The following is an 18,327-nucleotide window of genomic DNA, read 5'->3' on the forward strand; positions in this document are numbered from 1 at the left end:
GAATGGGCATGGGTAAGAATGTGGTGACATTCAACATCGATTGGGACGGTCGTCAGTGGGTGATCGATTGCGACGACGACGACGTGCAGGTCGATAATGACGGGCATGTGAGATTCACGATTCCGGGCGGCCAGTGGCAGTTTCTCCAGCAGGACGAACCCAAGCCTTCGGGTACCGCACCCGACGGCAAGGACTATTCCACCTTCACCGCCCCGCTGTCGCAAAAAGGCGGGACGGAGCGCACCTATTGCGGCGTCTATGTCTACGATCCCGAGAACAATTTCTCGGTGGTCTCGAGCGACGCCTATGATGTGAAGCTCAAGGATACGTCGGACGACAAGAATTCGCCGGGTCTTGGCAAGCACGAATATTGCGTGATGTTCGTCAACGCCGAGGATCCCTCGGTCGCGCCGCTGATGTACGACCCCTATGTGCGCGACAAGGGCGTGAAGGCCTGAAAAGCCTGCACGGCGGCCGGATCGGCGAGCGCTAGAACCAGGCGCGCACGCCGAGGAGGAGCTTGAGGCCGGCGACGTCTTCCCCCTCGGCGCGGGCGAAGTCGGCGGTGCGACCGGTCTTCGCTTCATAGTCGAGGCCGATATAGGGCGCGAATTCGGGGACGAATTCGTAGCGCAGGCGAAGGCCCGCCTCGACCTTCGAGAGACCCGCGCCCACTTCGATTTCGGGCATGTCCTGCGCGGCGAGCTCGACCTCGAGGCGGGGCTGGAGGATCAGGCTTTGCGTGATCTTCTGGTCATATTCGCCCTCGAGCCGCGCGGTGAGGTCGCCGCGATCCGACAGGAAGAGCGCGGCATCGACATGGAACATGTAGGGTGCAAGGCCCTGCACGCCGAGGACGGCATGGGGACGGGTTTCGGGTTCGAGATCGAGGCGCACGCCCGCCTGCAGGTCGAAGAAGGGGCCGATGGCGCGGCTGTAGAGCGCCTGTATCTCGGCCTCCTCGAGGCTCTCGTCGAAGGCGCCTTCGCCCTCGGTCTTGAAGACGAAGCGGTTCAAGTCGCCGCCGTACCAGCCCTGTGCGTCCCACAGGTAACCGGTGTCGCCGCCCTCGGTGGGGATGCGCGCCTCGAGGCGCTCGATCATCAGCATGCCGGTGGTCATGCCGCTCGCGCTTTTCGCGAGCTGGTCGCGGGCAGGGGCCATGACGGCTTCACCGAAGATGAGGTCGGCGGCATGGCGCGGGCCTTCGAAGGCGCGGGGCGGGACAGCGCTTTCTGGCGCGGCGCCGGGCGCGGACTTGTCCATCGGCATGGCGTGTCCGGCGTGCGGATCGGCGGCCTGTCGCGTGGGCATGGCATGGCCGGCGTGAGGATCTGCGGCCTGCGGCTCGGGCATGGCGTGTCCGGCGTGCGGATCGGCCTCGATGGCCTCTTCCTCTGGCGGGCATTGCTCGGGGGGCAGGTGGCCCATCGCGCAATGGTCCATTTCCTGCGTCTCGACCGGCTCCTTCGAATGCACCTGCGGCTGCTGGCCGTGATGCTGGTGGTCCTGCGCGAGGGCGGGGGCGGAGGCGGCGGCGAGGAGGAGGAAGGCAGCACTGCGCATCAGGCATCTCCCTCGGGCTCGGGGAAGGGGCGGACGGTCACCACCTGCATCATGCCTGCGTGCATGTGATAGAGGAGGTGGCAGTGGAAGGCCCAGTCGCCCGGCTCGTTGGCGGTGAGGTCGAAGGTCGCGGTGCCGCCCGGCTGGACGACCAGCGTGTGCTTCAGCGGCTGGTGCATGTGGTCGGCGCCGTTGACCAGCTCGAAGAAATGGCCGTGCAGGTGGATGGGGTGCGCCATCATCGTGTCGTTGACGAGCTTCACGCGAACGCGTTCGTCATAGCCGAAGCGGATCGGGTCGTCGGTGACGGCGGAGAATTTCTTGCCGTCGAACGACCACATGTAGCGCTCCATGTTGCCGGTGAGGTGGATCTCCAGCTCTCGCTCGACCGTGCGATGCGGGTTCATCCGCGCCGCCTTGAGGTCGGTGTAGCGAAGGACGCGGTGGTCGACCTTGTCCAGCCCGAGGCCGGGGAAGTCCATGCGGTCGACCGGCATGGGGGCGATCATGTCGACGCCGGGGCCGACCTTCACGTCGTCGGGCACGAGGCTCTTGTCGCGCATCGAGTGGTCCATGCCGCCCGATCCGTGATCCATGCCGCCATGGTCCATGCCGTCCTTCGACCCCATGCCCATGTCGGCCATGGTGAGGGTGACCGGCTCGCGTAGGCGCGGCGGGGCGGCGATATGGCCCTTGTGGCTGGTCAGCGTGGCGACGCCGAGGCCCGAGCGGTCCATCGCCTCGGCGGTGATGGCATGGACGCCGTCGGTCGGCTCGACGATCACGTCATAGGTCTCGGCGGTGCCGATCTGGAATTCGTCGACCTCGACCGGCGCGACCGGCTGGCCGTCGGCCTCGATCACGGTCATCGGCACGCCCGGGATGCGCACGTTGAAAAAGGTCATCGCCGAGCCGTTGATGAAGCGCAGGCGGATGCGCTCGCCGGGGGTGAAGTCGAAGCTGAGATTGTCGGCGGGCCCGTGGCCGTTGACGAGATAGGTGTAGGTCGCGCCGGTGACGTCCGAGATGTCGCGCGGGTTCATCCGCATGCCGCCCCACATGAGGCGTTCGGACAGCGGCATGTCGCCGTCGGTGGCGGTCTGCATCTGCCGGTTGAAATAATGCTCGCCCACCTTGAGCTTGCGCATGATCTCGTGCGGGTGGACCGGCGTGAATTCGGAGAGGAGCACGACATAGTCGCGGTCGTAGCGCGGGTCGGGCTCGGCGCTCTCGATGACGATGGGGCCGTAGTGGCCCGCCTGCTCCTGGAGGCCCGAGTGCGAATGGTACCAGTAGGTGCCGGCCTGGCGGATCTTGAAGTCGTAGGTGAAGGTCTGGCCCGGGCGGATGCCGGGGAAGCTGACGCCCGGCACGCCGTCGAACTGGAAGGGGACGAGGAGGCCGTGCCAGTGCACCGACGTGTCCTCCTCGAGATTGTTGGTGACGTGAAGCCGGACCTGCTGGCCCTCGCGAAGGTGGAGGAGCGGGCCGGGGACGCTGCCGTTGATGGCGACCGCATGGCCGCCGCGCGCACCAGTGGTGAAATGGTGGTTGTCGATGGTGAGGCGGATGTCCTCGCCCATCAGCATGCCGAAGCCCTGCTTCGCATGGGTCAGCGACTGCCCCTTCGCCCAGGCGGGAACGGGGAGGGCAGCGGCGGCACCGAGGCCGACGGCGCTGGTGATGAAATGGCGGCGGTTCAAGCTGATGGGCATGGGGTCACACAGATAGGGGAAGAGGGTCGACCTGCCGATACCGTCAATGGGAAGGGGTGACCAGTGTCGCGGGCTAGCGCTGGATCACGTCGTCCCAGTCGTCGTGCTTTTCCGCCTCTGCCTTCATGTAGGGGCAGACGGGAATGATCTTCCAGCCCTCGGCCCGCGACTTGTCGACCGCGGCCTGCGCGAGCTTGCCCGCGATGCCCTGGCCGCGCGCCGATGGCGGCACGAAGGTATGGTCGATCATGATCAGCTCGGCATTGGTCCGGCTGAAGGTCATTTCGGCGTCCTCGTCGGCGCCCTCGGGACGGACGTGCCAGCGGCCGCGCCCGTCTTTTTCTTCGAAAATGATGTCCATGGAGAGCCGAACCCCCGAGGTCAGGCCGGAGTTGCCTCGGGCTTGGGCGCATCGAGGCGGCGGCCGATGGCGACCATCGCGTAGATGAGCGGCGGGAAGAGGACGGCCGAGAGGACGACCTTGGCGAGCATCTGGCCGATCATCAGGTTGGCGATCGGGAAGACGCCGTAGAAGGCGACCGAGACGAAGATCAGCGTGTCCAAGGCCTGGCTGACCATGCCGGCGATGGCACTGCGCGCCCACAGGAGGCGGCCGCCGGGGCGGCGCAGCTTGTCGAAGATCCACACGTTGAGGAGCGTCGAAATGCCGTAGGCGAGGATGCCGCCGAGCCAGATGCGCGGGGTCGAGGAGAGGAGGAGGTTGAAGGCGGCGAGGCGCTCTTCCTCCATCTCGGGGGCCGCGGGCAGGCCGAGGATCAGCACCGTCAGCAGCGAGGAGATGATGAGCGGCACGAAGCCGAACAGGACCATGCGGCGGCCCGCGGTCGCACCGAACATCTCGGTCACCGCCGAGGAGGTGACGACCAGCATGAGGAAGGCGAAGATGCCCGCCTCGACCGCCAGCGTGCCGACGCCCGGCAGCGGGAATAGCTCCACCTGCTTGTTGGCGAAGACCCCCGCGATGCAGACCATGCCGCCGTAGAAGACGGCGAAGGCGAAGAGCGAGAGGGGGATGGCGGTAGGCGCGGGGCGCGAAGGCTGATCGATCATGACGCCCGTTGCTGCCCATTTTTGATGCAGAAGAAAAGGCTTTTCATTGACGCTTAACCCCCGCGCCTATAGGCGGAGCGCCAATCCGGCGCGCCCCGTCGAGGGCCGGTGCCGATCCCTGTCCAGCTGCGTTCGAAAGTGAAGATGTCCCAGAGCCGTTTCGATATTGTCGCCATGGGCGATGCGATCGTCGACGTGATCGCGCCCGCGACCCCCGAGTTTCTCCGGCAGCATTGCCTGCCGGTGGGCTCGATGCAGCTGCTCACCCCGCTCGAGGCCGACCATCTCTATGCCTCGATGGGCGTGGCCGAGGAACATTCGGGCGGCTCCGCGGCCAATTCGATGGCGGGCGTCGCCAGCCTCGGCGGCAAGGTCGCCTTCATCGGGCAGGTCGCCGACGACCAGTTCGGCACGATTTTCCGTCATGACCTCACCGCGCTCGGCGTGCATTTCGACACGCCGGCGCTCGAGGCCAATGCCGACTGCCCGACCGGCCGCTGCCTCATCCTCGTGACGCCCGACGGGCAGCGTACGATGAACACCGCGCCGGGCGCGAGCCACGAGCTCGTCGCGGGCGCGGTCAGCGAGGAGCTCGTGAAGGCGAGCCGCATCCTCTATCTCGAAGGCTACCTCTTCGGTCCCGACAAGCCGCGCGCGGCGATGATGGAAGCGCGAAAGATGGCGCATGCGGCGGGCAACGAGACCGCTTTCACCCTGTCCGAAAGCGTCATCATTTCCGAGCGGCGCGACCGCTTCACGCGCCTCATCGAAGAAGGCGGGATCGACCTTCTCTTCTGCAACGACCATGAAGCCAAGCTGCTGACGGGGCATGACGACGTGCTTGCCGCCGAGGCCGCATTGGCGGCCAAGGTGAAGACCGCGGTCGTCACCCACGGCGCGGCGGGCGCGAGCGCCAACCGCGACGGCACGCGCGTGATGGTGCCGGCCGTGCCGATCGACGAGGTCGTCGACACCACCGGCGCGGGCGACCTGTTCGCGGCGGGCTTCCTTGCCGCCTACACCCGCGACAAGCCGATCGAGAAATGCCTCGAGACGGGCGCGATCTGCGCCGCCGAGGTGATCAGCCATTATGGCGCGCGGCCCGAGGCCGACCTGAAGGAACTGACCGAGCTGTGAGCAAGAGCGACATCGGACGCATCGCCATCTATTGCGGGCACCAGGCGGGGGCAAACCCCGTCTATGCCGACATGGCGGTGAAGCTGGCCTCCGAAATGGCCAACCGCGGCATCGACCTCGTCTATGGCGGGGGCAAGCTGGGGCTTATGGGCATCGTCGCCGACACCGTCCTCGAGGCCGGCGGCAAGGTCTATGGGGTGATCCCCCAGAGCCTCGTCGATGTCGAGGTCGCGCATCCGGGGCTGACCGAACTGCATCCCGTACCGGGCATGCACGAGCGCAAGGCCAAGATGACCGAACTCACCGATGCCTTCGTCTGCCTGCCGGGCGGCATCGGCACGATGGACGAGCTGATGGAAGCCTGGACGTGGAATGCGCTGGGCTATCACGCCAAGCCCTTCTGCCTCCTGAACGTCAACGGCTTCTGGGACGGGTTCGCGAGCTTCTGCGACCGCGTGGCCGACGAGGGCTTCATGTCGGCCGACCGCCGCCAGCAGCTCCTGATGGCGCATGACCCGGTCGAGGCCATCGAAAAGCTGGACGAAGCGTCCAAGGCCCGCCAACAAGGCATGGTTTGGTAGAAGTTTAACGCCGGGGGAGGGCGATTAAGTGCAGATTCTCATGAGCTTCGCGGGGATCGCGCTGATCCTCCTTCTCGCCTTCCTCCTGTCGAACGACAAGAAGGCCATCCGCCTGCGCGTCGTCGGCGCGGCCTTCGCGCTGCAGGCGGGGATCGCGGGCCTCGTGCTGGCCACCGACTGGGGCGCGCGCGTCCTTGAATGGATGGCGGGCGGCGTGTCCTCGCTGCTCGGCTATTCGGCGGCGGGCACCCAGTTCATCTTCGGGCCGATCGCCAGCCCCGAAATCGGCGGCAACAGCTTCGCCATCGCCGCGCTGCCGGTCATCATCTTCTTCGCCGCGCTCATCAGCATCCTTTATTATCTCGGCGTGATGCAGCTGATCATCAAATGGGTCGGCGGCGCGCTCCAGAAGATCACCGGCATCTCCAAGGTCGAGAGCCTTGCCGCGGCGGCCAACATCTTCGTCGGCCAGTCGGAAAGCCCTCTGGTGGTGAAGCCCTATCTCGCCGCGCTTCCGCCGCAGAAGATCTTCACGATCATGTCGGTCGGCATGGCGGGCGTCGCGGGCACGATCCTCGCGGCCTATGCGGCGATGGGCATCGACATCGAATTCCTGCTCGCCGCCGCCTTCATGTCGGCGCCGGGCGGGATCCTCATGGCCAAGATCATCATGCCCGACCCCAGGGTCGCGGTGGCCGCCGGAGATGACGCCGAGCTGGCCGAGCAGGGCCGCAGCCCGAAGGGCGGCGCGGCCGCGGCGCTCAACGACCATGTCGACGAGGTCGACGCGCATGACGGCGAGGAAAAGCCCGCCAACATCATCATGGCCGCCGCCATGGGCGCGCAGACGGGCGTGAAGCTCGCCGTCGCGGTCGCCGCGATGGTGCTGAGTTTCGTCGCGCTGGTGGCGCTGGCCAACGGCATCCTCGGCGGCGTCGGCGGCTGGTTCGGCCTCGAGGACCTGACCTTCCAGAAGATCGTCGGCTTCATCTTCCAGCCGATCATGTACCTCATCGGCGTGCCGTGGGAGGAAGCCAATATCGCTGGTGGCCTGTTCGGCACCAAGGTCGTGCTCAACGAGTTCGTCGCCTTCATCGACCTCGGCGCGCTCGAGGGCCTGTCCCAGCGCACGGTGGCGATCGTGACCTTCGCGCTGTGCGGTTTCGCGAACTTCTCGTCGATCGCGATCCAGATGGCGGTGACCGGCGGGCTCGCGCCCAACCAGCGTCCTGTGATCGCCAAGCTGGGGCTGCGTGCGCTGGCCGCGGGTTCGCTCGCCAACCTGATGAGCGCGGCGCTGGCGGGGCTTCTGCTGTCGCTTTGACGCGGGTCAATTGCGCCTTAAGCTGTTGAGGGCTAAAGGCGCTGCCATGACCAACGTAATCACCAGTGAAAGCGTCGCGACCGTCAGCCTCAAGGACGATCCCGATACGCTCGCCCGCGATCTGGGCAACAGCTTCGTCAACTATGGTTTCGCCATCGTGCGCGACCATGGCATCCCGCAGGACCTCATCGACGAGGCCTATGAAAAGGCCGCGGCCTTCTTCGCGCTGCCCGAGAGTGTGAAGAAGAAATACCATGTCGAGGGTGGCGGCGGTGCGCGTGGCTACACGCCCTTCGGCATCGAGACCGCCAAGGGCCACAAGGCCTATGACCTCAAGGAATTCTACCATGTCGGGCGCGACCTGCCCGAGGGTCACCGTTTCCGCGACCATATGGCCGACAATGTCTGGCCCGAGGAAGTTGAAAGCTTCGAGACGACCTTCAAGAAGCTCTATGCCGAGTTCGACAAGGCGGGCGAGCGCCTGCTCCGCGCCGTCGCGCGCTTCCTCGACATCGACGAGGAATATCTGGTCGATGCGATCGAGGACGGCAACAGCGTGATGCGCATGCTGCATTACCCGCCGATCCCCGCGCAGCCGGGCGAACATATCCGCGCTGGCGCGCATGGCGACATCAACGCCATCACGCTGCTGCTGGGTGCCGAGGAAGCGGGTCTCCAGCTCCTCACGCAGGACGGCGAATGGCTCGACGTGAAGCCCAAGGATGGCGAGCTTGCGATCAACATCGGCGACATGCTCGACCGGCTGACCAACGGCTATTTGCCCTCGACCCAGCACCGCGTGATCAACCCCACGCCCGAGCGCGCGTCCAACTCGCGCTACTCGATGCCCTTCTTCCTGCACTTCCGTTCGGACTTCGAGATCAAGGCGCTGCCGAACTGCGTGCCCGAGGGCGAAGAGCCGAAGAACCCGCCGATCACCGCGGACGAATATCTCCAGCAGCGTCTGGCGGAGATCAAGCTCAAGTGAGCGATGACGAATGGGCCTATGACGAGGTGACGGGCGACTGGATGCCCTCCTCGGAACTGGCCGAAAAGCAGGCGACACGCGCCGCCGCCGCTGCCGCATCCGACGAGGATGCGGTGGTGGTGCGCGACGCGGTTGGCAACCTGCTGGCCGACGGCGATTCCGTCACGCTGGCCAAGGACCTCGAGGTGAAGGGGGCGGGGCAAACGCTGAAGCGCGGCACGCTCATCCCCTCCATCCGCCTGACCGGCGACGCGCAGGAAATCGACTGCAAATATCCCGGCATCAAGGGCCTCGTCCTGCGCGCCGAATTCGTGAAGAAGCGCTAGTGGCGCGGCTTGCAGAGAGTTTCGACGCGCTGAGGCGCGATGGCGACCGCTTTACCATCACCGCGCCAGAGGCGTGGGCGCAGGGGCGCACGCTTTATGGCGGGATGACGATGGCGCTCGCCCATGAGGCGGCGCGGCGCTATTTCGACGACCTTCCACCGCTGCGCAGCGCGCAATGCGTGTTCGTCGGCCCGGCGGCGGGGCGCGTGCATTTCCTGCCCGGCATCCTGCGCAAGGGTCGCTCGACGACGATGGTCGCGGTCGAGGCAGTGAGCGACGACGGGCCGGTGCTGCGCGCGAGTTTTGTCTTCGGGTCGAGCCGTGACAGCGCGGTGGCAGTGGAGGCGCCGGGGCTACCCGAAGTCTCGACGCCGGATGAGGCGATCCCGCTGTTCGCGACGGGCAACGAGCGCGCGCCCGGGTTCACCGCCAATTTCGACATGCGCCTCGGCGGCGGCGCGCAGGGCGTGTCGGGGGGCGAGCCGATGATGGCGACCTGGGCGAAGTTTCGCGACCCGCCCGGCGGCGATCCGGTGTCGGCGCTGCTGGCGCTCGCCGATGCGCCGCCGCCCGCCGCCATCACCCGTTTCCCGCAGGTCGCGCCGCTGTCGAGCGTGACGTGGCACATCGACCTTGTCGCCCGGCCCGAGGAGGTCGACGGCTGGCACCTCTTGCGCGCGGAAGCCGAGCATTCGGGCGAGGGGATGACGACACAGGATATGAAACTGTGGCGCGAGGACGGGCAGTTGCTTGCCATCGGCCGCCAGAATATCGCGATCTTCGCCTAGCCGCGAGAAACGCTCTAGGAACCGCGTTTCTTCTGTCCCGCCGCGACCATCTTGAGGAGTGTCTTGCGCGGCACGAAGGGGACGATGCGCTTCAACAGGATCGAGAGCTTGCGCTCGTTGATGGTGATGAGATCGCCCTTCATCATGGCGTCATAGCCATGCTGCGCGACCGACAGCGGCGAAGCGCCGCCCTGCTTGACCATCTGCGTGTCGCGAAGGTCGGCGCGGTCGGCGAATTCGGTCTCGACATAGCCCGGCGCCAGCGCGGTCACGGTGACGCCGGTATCGCGCAATTCCTGGGCCAGCGCCTGGCTGTAGCTGTTCACGAAGGCCTTGGTGGCGAAATAGACCGCCTGGCCGGGGCCGGGCACGAAACCCGCGGTCGAGCCGACGTTGAGGATCCTGCCCGAACCGCGCGTGACCATGTCCTTGGCAACCAGCCATGTCAGCGTGACGAGCGCTTTCACATTGAGGTCGATCATGCCCATCTCGGTGCCGATGTCGCGCGCGAGATGCTTGCCGCCGCCGCCGAAACCGGCGTTGTTGATAAGAATGTCGGGGGTGAGGCCGGCAGTGGTGACCTTCTCGTAGAGCGCCTTGGCCTCCGCATGGCCCGACAGGTCGTGGGGAAAGACATGGACGGTAATGCCATGGCCTTTCTCGAGCTCGTCCTTGAGGGCCTTGAGTTCATCCTCGCGGCGCGCGGTGATGGCGAGATCGCCGCCCTTGGCCGCATGGAGCCGGGCGAATTCCTTGCCGATGCCTGCCGAGGCACCGGTGATGAGGGCGAGATTGGGCATATGTTTCTCCGCTCTTTGACGGGAAGAACGGAGCGGAGGGGCCTTAGGCTCCATCCTCGAGGTTCTTCGGCCCGAAGCCGTGCGGCAGGATCGCCTCGATGCGGAGCCGCTCGAGCGCTTCGCCGTCGCCCGATGCTGCAAGGATCTCGATATCGCGGCCCGACAAATGCGCGGCCTCGAGGATCGCTTGGCGGCAGCCGCCGCAGGGGGTGACGGGAGCCGCGCCGCTGAGCGCTTCGCCCGAACCGTCGCCGCCCGCCACCGCGATGCGTTTCACCTTGTCGAGGCCGAAGGCGTGGCAAGCGGTGGTCAGTGCCGACTGTTCGGCGCACAGGCCGAGGCGGTAGCAGGCGTTTTCCATGTTGGCGCCGGTGACGATCTCGCCGTCCACGCTCTCGATCGCGCAGCCCACCGAGAAGCCCGAATAAGGGGCATAGGCCTTGAGGGCGGCGGAACGGGCGAGCGCGATGAGTTCTTTTTCGGTCATGACATTGTCTCTAGGCGCGGCTAGCCAGCCCCGCAAAGGAGTTTTGAATGATGCGCCTCTTGTCCGTTTCGCTGTTGGCCCTGTCGGTCGCCGCCTGTTCCTCCACCCCGCCGATCGAGACCGGTCCGGTGGTGACCGAAGTACAGCTGCTGGCACTCAACGACCTCCACGGCCGCCTCGAGGCGCCCAAGGAAGTGGTGCCGGTGACGATGGACGACGGCAGCGTGATCAATGTGCCCGCGGGCGGGGCGGCGATGCTGGCGGGCGCGCTGAAGCAATACCGTACCGACGCGAGCTTGACGGTGGCGGCGGGCGACCTCATCGGCGCGACGCCGCTGGCGAGCGCCTTGTTCCTCGACGAGCCGACGATCGAGGCGCTGGACCTGATGGGGCTCGAATATTCGGCGCTCGGCAATCACGAGTTCGACAAGGGCGTGCCCGAGCTGCTGCGGATCCAGAATGGCGGCTGCGACCAGTTCACCGATCGCGTGCCCTGCGCGTTGGACGGCAGCTTCGACGGGGCCGATTTCGCCTATATGGGCGCCAATGTCTTCCTGCCCGATGGCACCAACCTGTTGCCCGATGCCTTCGTGAAGGATTTCGGCGACGTGCAGGTGGGGATCATCGGCCTGCCGCTGGTGACCGTGCCGGGGCTGGTCGCGCCCAATCTCGTCGACGGGCTGGTGTTCACCGACGAGGCGGAGACCGCCAATGCGCTGGTGCCGCGGCTCGTCGCGGAGGGGGCGGACACGATCGTGCTCCTCATCCACCAGGGCGCGCGAGGGGTCGAGCGCTGGGATGACAAGGGCTGTGCGGGCCTGTCAGGTGATGTGCTTCCCATCGTCGAGAAGCTCGATCCGGCGATCAGCGTGGTCGTCTCGGGCCACACCCATTTCTCCTACACCTGCACGCTGCCGATGGCGGGCGGCGAGGGCGAGCGGCTGCTCACCAGCGCGGGGCGCTATGGCGCCTTCTTCACCGACATCCGGCTGGAGTTCGTGGGCGAGGAGCTGGTCGCCAAGCGAGCCGATAATGTGGTCGTGCAGGGCGAAAGCTTCATCGGGCGCGACGGCCAGCCGGTGACCGCCGATCCGCGCCTTCCCCTGTTCACGCCCGACCCCGCGGTCGAGGAATTGGTGGCACGCACGGTCGGCAAGGCGCGCGACCAGATGGACCTCGTCGTCGGCAGCCTGTCGGGCCCCGCGCCCGACCATCCCGACGATCTCGAAAGCCCCGCGGGCAATCTCATCGCCGACGCGCAGCTCGCCGCCACCCGCGCTGCCGACAAGGGCGGCGCGGATATCGCCTTCATCAACGGAGGCGGCGTGCGCGCGGCCTTCGTGCCTGCGGTCGACGGCACGCTGACCTTCGAGCAGATCTTCAACGTGCAGCCGTTCGGCAACACGCTGATGACCGTGACGCTCACGGGGCAGGAGCTGAAGCGGCTGCTCGAACAGCAGTTCACCAACGACGCGGGCGGGGACGAACAGCACCATCTCATCCCGAGCGCCAACTTCACCTTTGCCTATGACCTCGACCGTCCGGCGGGGGACCGCGTTGTCTGGATGAAGCTCGATGGCAAGCCGGTCGACCCGGCGCGCGACTATCGCGTCACGACCAATAATTTCGTCGCCAATGGCGGTGACGGCTACACCGTCTTCACCGAAGGGCGCGACCGCACGGGGGCGGGGCTCGACCTCGATGCGCTCATCGCCTGGCTCAAGGACGGGCGGGACGTGCCCGCGGTGGGGCGCATCACCAACTTGACGCCGGAAGGCTGAGGCCGCAGCCTTCCTCCCGCTCGGTGTGATCGGGGGAGTGGGGCATATGCGTTGGATGATGGTCGCGGGCGCGTTGGCGCTGGCAGGGTGCCAGCAGGCGGGCGAGGTGCGCACGGCGCAGAGCGGCCCGCAGGTCATCCCGCCCGGCACCGCGGTGATGGCTGCCGCCGACATGGCACCGCGCGGCTATCCGGGGCGCTTCGGCTTTACGGTCAGCGAGGGCGCGCGGGTCGGCGGCTTCACCTATCTCAACAGCCATGATGACTATCGCGACCCGCGCAACCTGTCGGTCAAGCTCTCGCGCGCGGTGCGGCTCGCGCTGGAGTCCGACCATGGCGCACCGCTGCACGAGGCGCTGAAGGGCAAGGTGATCGAGGTCGACGGCGTCGCCATGCGCACGAAGATCGTCTTCAGTGCGAACGGCAAGCCGACCGACAAATATTACTACCAGACCCACGTGGCGGTCACCGATCCAGCGAACCTCCACGTGATCGACTAGGCGCTAGCGCAGCGGCGGCTCGTCGAAGCTGCGCAATTTGCGGCTGTGCAGGCTGTCGCCTTCGTGGCGGAGGTGATCGAGCGCCTCGATGCCGATGCGAAGGTGCTGGCTGATCGCTTTCTCGTAGAAGGCGTTGGCCTGCCCCGGCAGCTTGAGTTCGCCGTGGAGCGGCTTGTCGGAGACGCACAGCAGCGTGCCGTACGGGACGCGGAAGCGGTAGCCCTGCGCGGCGACGGTGGCCGATTCCATGTCGATGCCGACCGCGCGGCTCTGGTTGAAGCGCATCGCGCTGAGCGTATAGCGCAGCTCCCAGTTGCGATCGTCGGTGGTGACGACGGTGCCCGTGCGCAGGCGCTTCTTGAGCTGCTCGTCGCTCTCGCCGGTGACGTCGAGGGCGGCGCGATACATGGCGGTCTGCACCTCGGCGATGGCGGGGATCGGGATCTCGATCGGCAGCATCTCGTCGAGGACATGGTCATCGCGCAAATAGGCGTGGGCGAGGACATAGTCGCCGATGGTCTGCGAGGGGCGAAGGCCGCCGCAGTGGCCGATCATCAGCCAGGCCTCGGGACGCAGGACCGCGATATGGTCGCAGATCGTCTTGGCGTTCGACGGCCCGACGCCGATGTTCACGAGCGTGATGCCCTCGCCATTTTCGGCGACGAGGTGATAGGCGGGCATCTGGTGGCGACGCCACGTGCCGGCGGCGATCTGCGCCTCGGCATCGGCAAGCTGGCCGCGCTCGTAATAGCCGCCGGGCACCGAGAAGGCGTGGAAGCGGCTGTCGGGCTTGCGAAGCTCGTCGATCGCGAGACGGACGAACTCGTCGACATAGCGGACATAGTTGGTGAAGAGCACGTAGCGCTGGAAGTGCCACGGCGAGGTGCCGCTGTAATGCTTGAGGCGCGCGAGTGAAAAGTCGGTGCGCGGGCCGTCGAACAGCGCGAGCGGGCGCGCGGGGTGGAGCGAGAAGTCCCAGACGCCGTCGGCCACCTCGTCGCCGATCTGCTCGAGCTCGGTCGAGGGGAACCAGCGCGACAATTCGTTCGAGGAAATGCCGTCGAGGTCGAGGTCTGCCTGGTCGAGGACGAAGGGGTAGGGGATCTCGCTGTGGCTGCGCCCGACGCTGATGGTCACGTCATAGTCGCGCGCGAGGTGGCACAGCTGTTCCTTCAAATAGGCGCGGAACATGGCGGGGCGGGCGACCGAGGTCGTGTAGGTGCCGGGCATGTTGAGCCGCGCGAAGGCTCGACCGGGGACCGGCGCGTCGCTCTTGGGGTCATAATCGACCCTGAGTTCGGGATAGGCGAAGCGCCCTTCCGCACGCGCGCCCTCGTCGGGGCGTGTCCCGTCCTTGGCATAGGCCGCAAGGTCGGTGTGGAGGTTGGCAACGCTCTGTTCGTAAATGGCCTCGAGGTCGTCGAGGAGGCCGTCGATCATCTTTTCCTGTGACATGACAAGGCTCTGTGTTGACTTTTGGTGCAAAGCACAAGCCCCCACTTGATAATGCTAAGCATGCTTATTATATGCGCCGCCATGAAAGACATTCTCTGGGAAATCGGTGAGACCGCTCACACGCTGCGGCGCTATTACGACCGTCGCGTGAGCGCACATGGCGTGACGCGATCGCAGTGGCGCGTCCTGGCGCGGCTCGAGCGCGCGCCGGGCCTCAAGCAGGTCGAACTCGCCGACCTCCTCGACATCGAACCCATTACCCTGTCGCGCATCGTCGACCGCCTCGCCGCGGCGGGCCTCGTCGAGCGCGTGCGCGATCCCGATGACCGCCGTGCCTGGCGGCTCGAGCTGACGAGTGCCGCCGCGCCGCTCATGGCCGAGCTCCACGAGGTCGCCGACGAGGTGGCGGCGATGGCGCTGTCGGGGCTGGGGAAGACCGAACTCGAAACCATGCGCGACACGCTTGCCGCGATCCGCGCCAATGTTGCCGAAGAAGAAGGAAAGTCGGCGTGAACAAGATGACCGATATCGAGGCGGAATTGGCCGCCGAAGAAACCCGCCCCGCGACGAAGGGGCGCCTCAAGGCCGTGCTGATGCTGATCGTGCCGCTGGCGATGGTCGCCGCGGGGCTGTTCTTCTGGCTGACGGGCGGCAAGACCGTGTCGACCGACAATGCCTATGTGAAGCAGGACATCGTCTCGGTCAGCGCGCAGGTCGCGGGGCCGGTGGTCGAAGTGTTCGTCACCGAAGGGCAGCATGTCGAGGCGGGCGAGCCCCTGTTCCGCATCGACCCCGAGCCGGCGCGCATCGCGCTGATGCAGGCCGAGGCGCAGCTTGCCGCGGCGCAGCTGCAGACGCGCCAGCTCGGCGTGGTGGCCGCGGGCACCGGCGCCGATATCGAGGGCGCAAAGGCCACGCTGGCGGTTCGGCGCAGCGCGTTCGACCGGCAGGCAGCGCTGCTCGAGCGCGGCTTCACCACCAAGGCGGCCTATGAGGAAGCGGCCAATGCGGTCGCGGTGGCCGAAAATGCGCTGGCCGATGCCCGTGCGCGCGCCGCCAATGCGAGCGCCGCGCTGGCACCGGGCGAGCAGCCGCAGGTGGCGGCGGCCAAGGCGGCGATCGAACAGGCGCGGCTCAACCTTCGCTACGGCATGGTCCGCGCGCCGATTTCGGGCGTCGTTACCAAGTCGCAGAAGGTGCTGCCCGGGCAGTCGGTCATCCCGGGGGTCGGGCTGATGTCGATCGTCCGTGACGACACGGCCTGGGTCGAGGCCAATTTCAAGGAAGGCGATCTTTCCCGCATGACCACGGGCCTGCCCGCCACCGTGCGCTTCGATGCCTATCCGGGCCTTGTCGTGAAGGGCCATGTCGAGACCATCGGCGCCGGGACGGGGAGCGAATTTTCGGTCCTGCCCGCGCAGAACGCTAACGGCAACTGGGTCAAGACGACGCAGCGCGTGCCCGTCCGCATCGCCTTCGACGAAGCGCCCGCGCGTGACATGATCGCGGGGCTGTCGGTCGAAGTCGAGGTCGAGCTGGCCGAGTGACCACCCACGAGGACATGCCCGCCGGCCGCCGCATGGCGGTGACGGTCGCCGTCATGCTGGCGGTGCTGATCCAGGTGCTCGACACCACGATCGCCAATGTGGCGCTGCCGCACATGCAGGCGAGCCTCGGGGCGACGCAGGAATCGGTCAACTGGGTGCTGACGAGCTATATCGTCGCCGCCGCCATCGCCCTGCCGATCGCGGGCTGGCTCGCCGAACGGGTCGGGCGGCGCGAGCTGCTCATCGTTTCCACCATCGGCTTCACCGTCGCCAGCGTGCTGTGCGCGGTCGCGACCTCGCTGCCCGAAATGGTATTGTTCCGCATCATCCAGGGGGCAACGGGCGCCTTCCTCGTGCCGCTGGCGCAGGCAACCCTGTTCGACATCAACCCGCCCGAACGGCACGCCCGCGCGATGGCGCTGTTCGGCGGCGGCATCATGATCGGCCCGATCCTCGGGCCCGTGCTCGGCGGCTGGCTGACCGACAGTTTCGACTGGCGCTGGGTATTCCTCGTCAACCTGCCGATCGGCGTGGTGACGACGATGATGCTGGTCCGCTACCTGCCCGAGAACGGCAAGGCGCGGCGCAAGTTCGACGTGCTCGGCTTCGCGCTCCTCGGTCTGTCGATCGCCAGCCTCCAGCTCCTGCTCGAGCGCGGGCACCAGCTCGACTGGTTCGAGAGCGTGGAGATCTGGATCGAGGCGGGGCTGTTCGTCGGCGCGGGCTGGATGTTCATCGTCCACACGGTGATGGGGCGCGAGACGCTGTTCGAGCGCGAGATGTTCGCCGACCGCAATTTCTCGATCGGGCTCCTGTTCATGGTGGTGACGGGCGTGCTGCTTCTCGCCGGCCTCGCGCTGCTGCCGCCGCTTCTCCAGAAGCTCTATGGCTATTCGGTGCTCCAGTCGGGCTTCCTGACCATGCCGCGCGGTGTGGGCATCCTCGTGTCGATGCTCATCACCGGGCGGCTCGTCGGCCTGGTCGACCTGCGCCTGCTGGTGCTGGGCGGCATGGCGCTGATGGCCTGGTCGATGCACATGATGACGGGCTTCGCCATCGAGATGGGACGCGGGCCGATCATCTGGTCGGGGCTGGTACAGGGCTTCGGGCTGGGGATCGTCTTCGTGACCATGCAGAGCCTTGCCTTCGCCACGCTGGCGCCGCGGCTGCGCACCGATGCGGCGAGTGTCCTCAACCTGTTTCGCAACATCGGCGGGTCGGTCGGCATCAGCCTTGTCGCGACCTTGCTCGCGCGCAACATCCAGGTCGCCCATGCCGACATGGCGGCGCAGGTGGACGAGCGCGTGCTGCCGCGCCTGACCGACCAGGTGGCCGGCGCGCAGGGGCTCGATCCGGCCACGGCAACCGTGCTGCTCGATGCCGAGATCAACCGGCAGGCGGCCTTCATCGCCTATCTCGACGATTTCCAGATCATGATGTGGCTGACGCTGGCGGCGATGCCGCTCGTGCTCTTGCTCAAGCCCTTGTCGAAGGCACAGCGGGGCGAGGGATCGCCGGCGCTGGCGATGGCCGACTGATGGACGATTGCGTCATCGCGGTCCGGGTCACGCCCAAGGCGAAGAAGCCGGGAATCTTGGGCTGGCGCCGCGATGCGGCGGGGGAGGAGCGGCTCGAGGTGCGCGTCGCCGCGCCGCCCGAGGATGGCAAGGCGAACAAGGAATTGTGCGTGACGCTCGCCAAGGCGCTGGGCGTGCCGAAGGGCGCGGTGCGCGTTGTGGCGGGCGAGACGAGCCGGTTGAAGCGGGTCGAAGTACCCGCGACCGCCGAACCGGCGACGCGGGCACTCTAGCGGCTATTCGGCGGCCGGCGTCCAGTCCGAGCTTTCCAGCGTCAGCGGCAGCTGCGCGCCGCCCTGGCTGAAAGTGCCGGCAAAGGCCTCGCCGTCCCATGTGCCCTGATAGGTCGCGCCGACCTGCGGGATGTTCACCGTCAGCACGTCGTCCGCCAGCGCGACGCTGCCCACGGGCAGCGGCATGTCGGTCTGGTCGGGGCTGTAGGCGACGCCTTCGAGCGTGCCGTCCTCGTCCTCGTCCGTGAACACGAAAATGACCCGCAGGTCCTGCTCGCCAAGCTCGAGATTTCCGGCCCAGGTGCCGATGGTGTCGTCATGATCGTCGGCAAGCGCGGGCGCCGCGAGCATCATGGCAGCGGCGGCGAGCGGTGCGAAACGGGTCATCATTGTCTCCTCATTGGGTCGACAGGCGACGTGGGGAGGGGGTGCCTTCGCCACAAGGGGCGCGC

The 18,327-nt window shown here is 66.9% G+C and carries 21 protein-coding genes; 13 read left to right on the forward strand and 8 right to left on the reverse strand.

Translation table 11 applies throughout. From position 1 onward, the window contains the following. The first annotated feature begins 8 nt into the window (after positions 1–8). Positions 9–458, forward strand: coding sequence for a hypothetical protein (locus NUW81_RS11690; protein WP_245113476.1), 450 nt, complete (start codon positions 9–11; stop codon positions 456–458). Between the two features lie 31 nt (positions 459–489). Here NUW81_RS11690 and NUW81_RS11695 read toward each other — a convergent pair whose 3' ends face one another. The 4 genes from NUW81_RS11695 to NUW81_RS11710 all read right to left on the reverse strand — a co-directional run bounded on the left by NUW81_RS11695 (position 490) and on the right by NUW81_RS11710 (position 4,352). Beyond that, positions 490–1,566: a copper resistance protein B gene (locus tag NUW81_RS11695; protein WP_245113477.1), complete on the reverse strand. Its 1,077-nt coding sequence runs from the start codon at positions 1,564–1,566 to the stop codon at positions 490–492. Continuing rightward, positions 1,566–3,281, reverse strand: a complete 1,716-nt coding sequence (locus tag NUW81_RS11700; RefSeq protein WP_245113478.1) for a copper resistance system multicopper oxidase — start codon at positions 3,279–3,281, stop codon at positions 1,566–1,568. The genes NUW81_RS11695 and NUW81_RS11700 overlap by 1 nt, the downstream gene beginning before the upstream one ends. Before the next feature lie 73 nt (positions 3,282–3,354). Further along, positions 3,355–3,642 (reverse strand): GNAT family N-acetyltransferase, encoded by a 288-nt coding sequence (locus NUW81_RS11705; protein ID WP_245113479.1) that lies wholly within the window; start codon positions 3,640–3,642, stop codon positions 3,355–3,357. 20 nt (positions 3,643–3,662) lie between these two features. Then, positions 3,663–4,352: a queuosine precursor transporter gene (locus tag NUW81_RS11710; RefSeq protein WP_245113482.1), complete on the reverse strand. Its 690-nt coding sequence runs from the start codon at positions 4,350–4,352 to the stop codon at positions 3,663–3,665. Between the two features lie 144 nt (positions 4,353–4,496). On the opposite strand from NUW81_RS11710, the gene NUW81_RS11715 reads away from it, so the two are divergent. From NUW81_RS11715 to NUW81_RS11740, 6 genes are read left to right on the forward strand one after another with little or no spacing between them, the layout of a single operon-like run. Next, the gene (locus tag NUW81_RS11715) at positions 4,497–5,489 is read left to right on the forward strand and encodes an adenosine kinase (RefSeq protein WP_245113484.1); all 993 of its coding nucleotides are present in this window, start codon (positions 4,497–4,499) and stop codon (positions 5,487–5,489) included. Continuing rightward, positions 5,486–6,070, forward strand: coding sequence for an LOG family protein (locus NUW81_RS11720; protein ID WP_245113486.1), 585 nt, complete (start codon positions 5,486–5,488; stop codon positions 6,068–6,070). Before NUW81_RS11715 ends, NUW81_RS11720 begins: the two co-directional genes overlap by 4 nt. A 28-nt stretch (positions 6,071–6,098) precedes the next feature. Continuing rightward, a complete protein-coding gene (locus NUW81_RS11725) occupies positions 6,099–7,394 on the forward strand; it encodes a NupC/NupG family nucleoside CNT transporter (protein ID WP_245113490.1) in 1,296 nt (431 codons plus the stop codon). Between the two features lie 46 nt (positions 7,395–7,440). After that, entirely contained in the window at positions 7,441–8,382 is a 942-nt protein-coding gene (locus tag NUW81_RS11730; RefSeq protein ID WP_245113492.1) for an isopenicillin N synthase family dioxygenase, read from the forward strand. Beyond that, entirely contained in the window at positions 8,379–8,708 is a 330-nt protein-coding gene (locus NUW81_RS11735; RefSeq protein ID WP_245113494.1) for an alkylphosphonate utilization protein, read from the forward strand. The genes NUW81_RS11730 and NUW81_RS11735 overlap by 4 nt, the downstream gene beginning before the upstream one ends. After that, positions 8,708–9,496, forward strand: a complete 789-nt coding sequence (locus tag NUW81_RS11740) for a thioesterase family protein (RefSeq protein WP_245113496.1) — start codon at positions 8,708–8,710, stop codon at positions 9,494–9,496. Before NUW81_RS11735 ends, NUW81_RS11740 begins: the two co-directional genes overlap by 1 nt. A 14-nt stretch (positions 9,497–9,510) precedes the next feature. Here NUW81_RS11740 and NUW81_RS11745 read toward each other — a convergent pair whose 3' ends face one another. After that, complete coding sequence (locus NUW81_RS11745; protein WP_245113498.1) at positions 9,511–10,296, reverse strand: SDR family NAD(P)-dependent oxidoreductase; 786 nt, start codon at positions 10,294–10,296, stop codon at positions 9,511–9,513. 43 nt (positions 10,297–10,339) lie between these two features. Next, complete coding sequence (locus NUW81_RS11750; RefSeq protein WP_245113500.1) at positions 10,340–10,783, reverse strand: cytidine deaminase; 444 nt, start codon at positions 10,781–10,783, stop codon at positions 10,340–10,342. A 47-nt stretch (positions 10,784–10,830) separates the two neighbouring features. On the opposite strand from NUW81_RS11750, the gene NUW81_RS11755 reads away from it, so the two are divergent. Both NUW81_RS11755 and NUW81_RS11760 read left to right on the forward strand, forming a co-directional pair. Continuing rightward, positions 10,831–12,564, forward strand: a complete 1,734-nt coding sequence (locus NUW81_RS11755) for a bifunctional metallophosphatase/5'-nucleotidase (RefSeq protein ID WP_245113502.1) — start codon at positions 10,831–10,833, stop codon at positions 12,562–12,564. A 46-nt stretch (positions 12,565–12,610) separates the two neighbouring features. Beyond that, positions 12,611–13,063: a hypothetical protein gene (locus NUW81_RS11760; RefSeq protein ID WP_245113506.1), complete on the forward strand. Its 453-nt coding sequence runs from the start codon at positions 12,611–12,613 to the stop codon at positions 13,061–13,063. Positions 13,064–13,066: 3 nt separating this feature from the next. Here NUW81_RS11760 and NUW81_RS11765 read toward each other — a convergent pair whose 3' ends face one another. Next, the gene (locus NUW81_RS11765; RefSeq protein WP_245113509.1) at positions 13,067–14,518 is read right to left on the reverse strand and encodes an AMP nucleosidase; all 1,452 of its coding nucleotides are present in this window, start codon (positions 14,516–14,518) and stop codon (positions 13,067–13,069) included. Between the two features lie 81 nt (positions 14,519–14,599). Here NUW81_RS11765 and NUW81_RS11770 point away from each other — a divergent pair, with 81 nt between their 5' ends. The 4 genes from NUW81_RS11770 to NUW81_RS11785 are packed head-to-tail and all read left to right on the forward strand — an operon-like array spanning position 14,600 to position 17,875. After that, positions 14,600–15,031, forward strand: a complete 432-nt coding sequence (locus NUW81_RS11770) for a MarR family winged helix-turn-helix transcriptional regulator (RefSeq protein WP_245113511.1) — start codon at positions 14,600–14,602, stop codon at positions 15,029–15,031. Positions 15,032–15,036: 5 nt separating this feature from the next. Next, the gene (locus NUW81_RS11775; RefSeq protein WP_245113800.1) at positions 15,037–16,065 is read left to right on the forward strand and encodes an HlyD family secretion protein; all 1,029 of its coding nucleotides are present in this window, start codon (positions 15,037–15,039) and stop codon (positions 16,063–16,065) included. After that, complete coding sequence (locus NUW81_RS11780; RefSeq protein ID WP_245113513.1) at positions 16,062–17,603, forward strand: DHA2 family efflux MFS transporter permease subunit; 1,542 nt, start codon at positions 16,062–16,064, stop codon at positions 17,601–17,603. Before NUW81_RS11775 ends, NUW81_RS11780 begins: the two co-directional genes overlap by 4 nt. Next, a complete protein-coding gene (locus NUW81_RS11785) occupies positions 17,603–17,875 on the forward strand; it encodes a DUF167 domain-containing protein (protein ID WP_245113516.1) in 273 nt (90 codons plus the stop codon). The genes NUW81_RS11780 and NUW81_RS11785 overlap by 1 nt, the downstream gene beginning before the upstream one ends. 3 nt (positions 17,876–17,878) lie before the next feature. Here the strand turns inward: NUW81_RS11785 and NUW81_RS11790 are convergent, their stop codons facing one another. Further along, positions 17,879–18,265, reverse strand: coding sequence for a hypothetical protein (locus NUW81_RS11790; protein WP_260508505.1), 387 nt, complete (start codon positions 18,263–18,265; stop codon positions 17,879–17,881). Between the last annotated feature and the right edge of the window lie 62 nt (positions 18,266–18,327).

This window comes from Sphingomicrobium aestuariivivum, assembly GCF_024721585.1.
Classification (GTDB): domain Bacteria; phylum Pseudomonadota; class Alphaproteobacteria; order Sphingomonadales; family Sphingomonadaceae; genus Sphingomicrobium; species Sphingomicrobium aestuariivivum.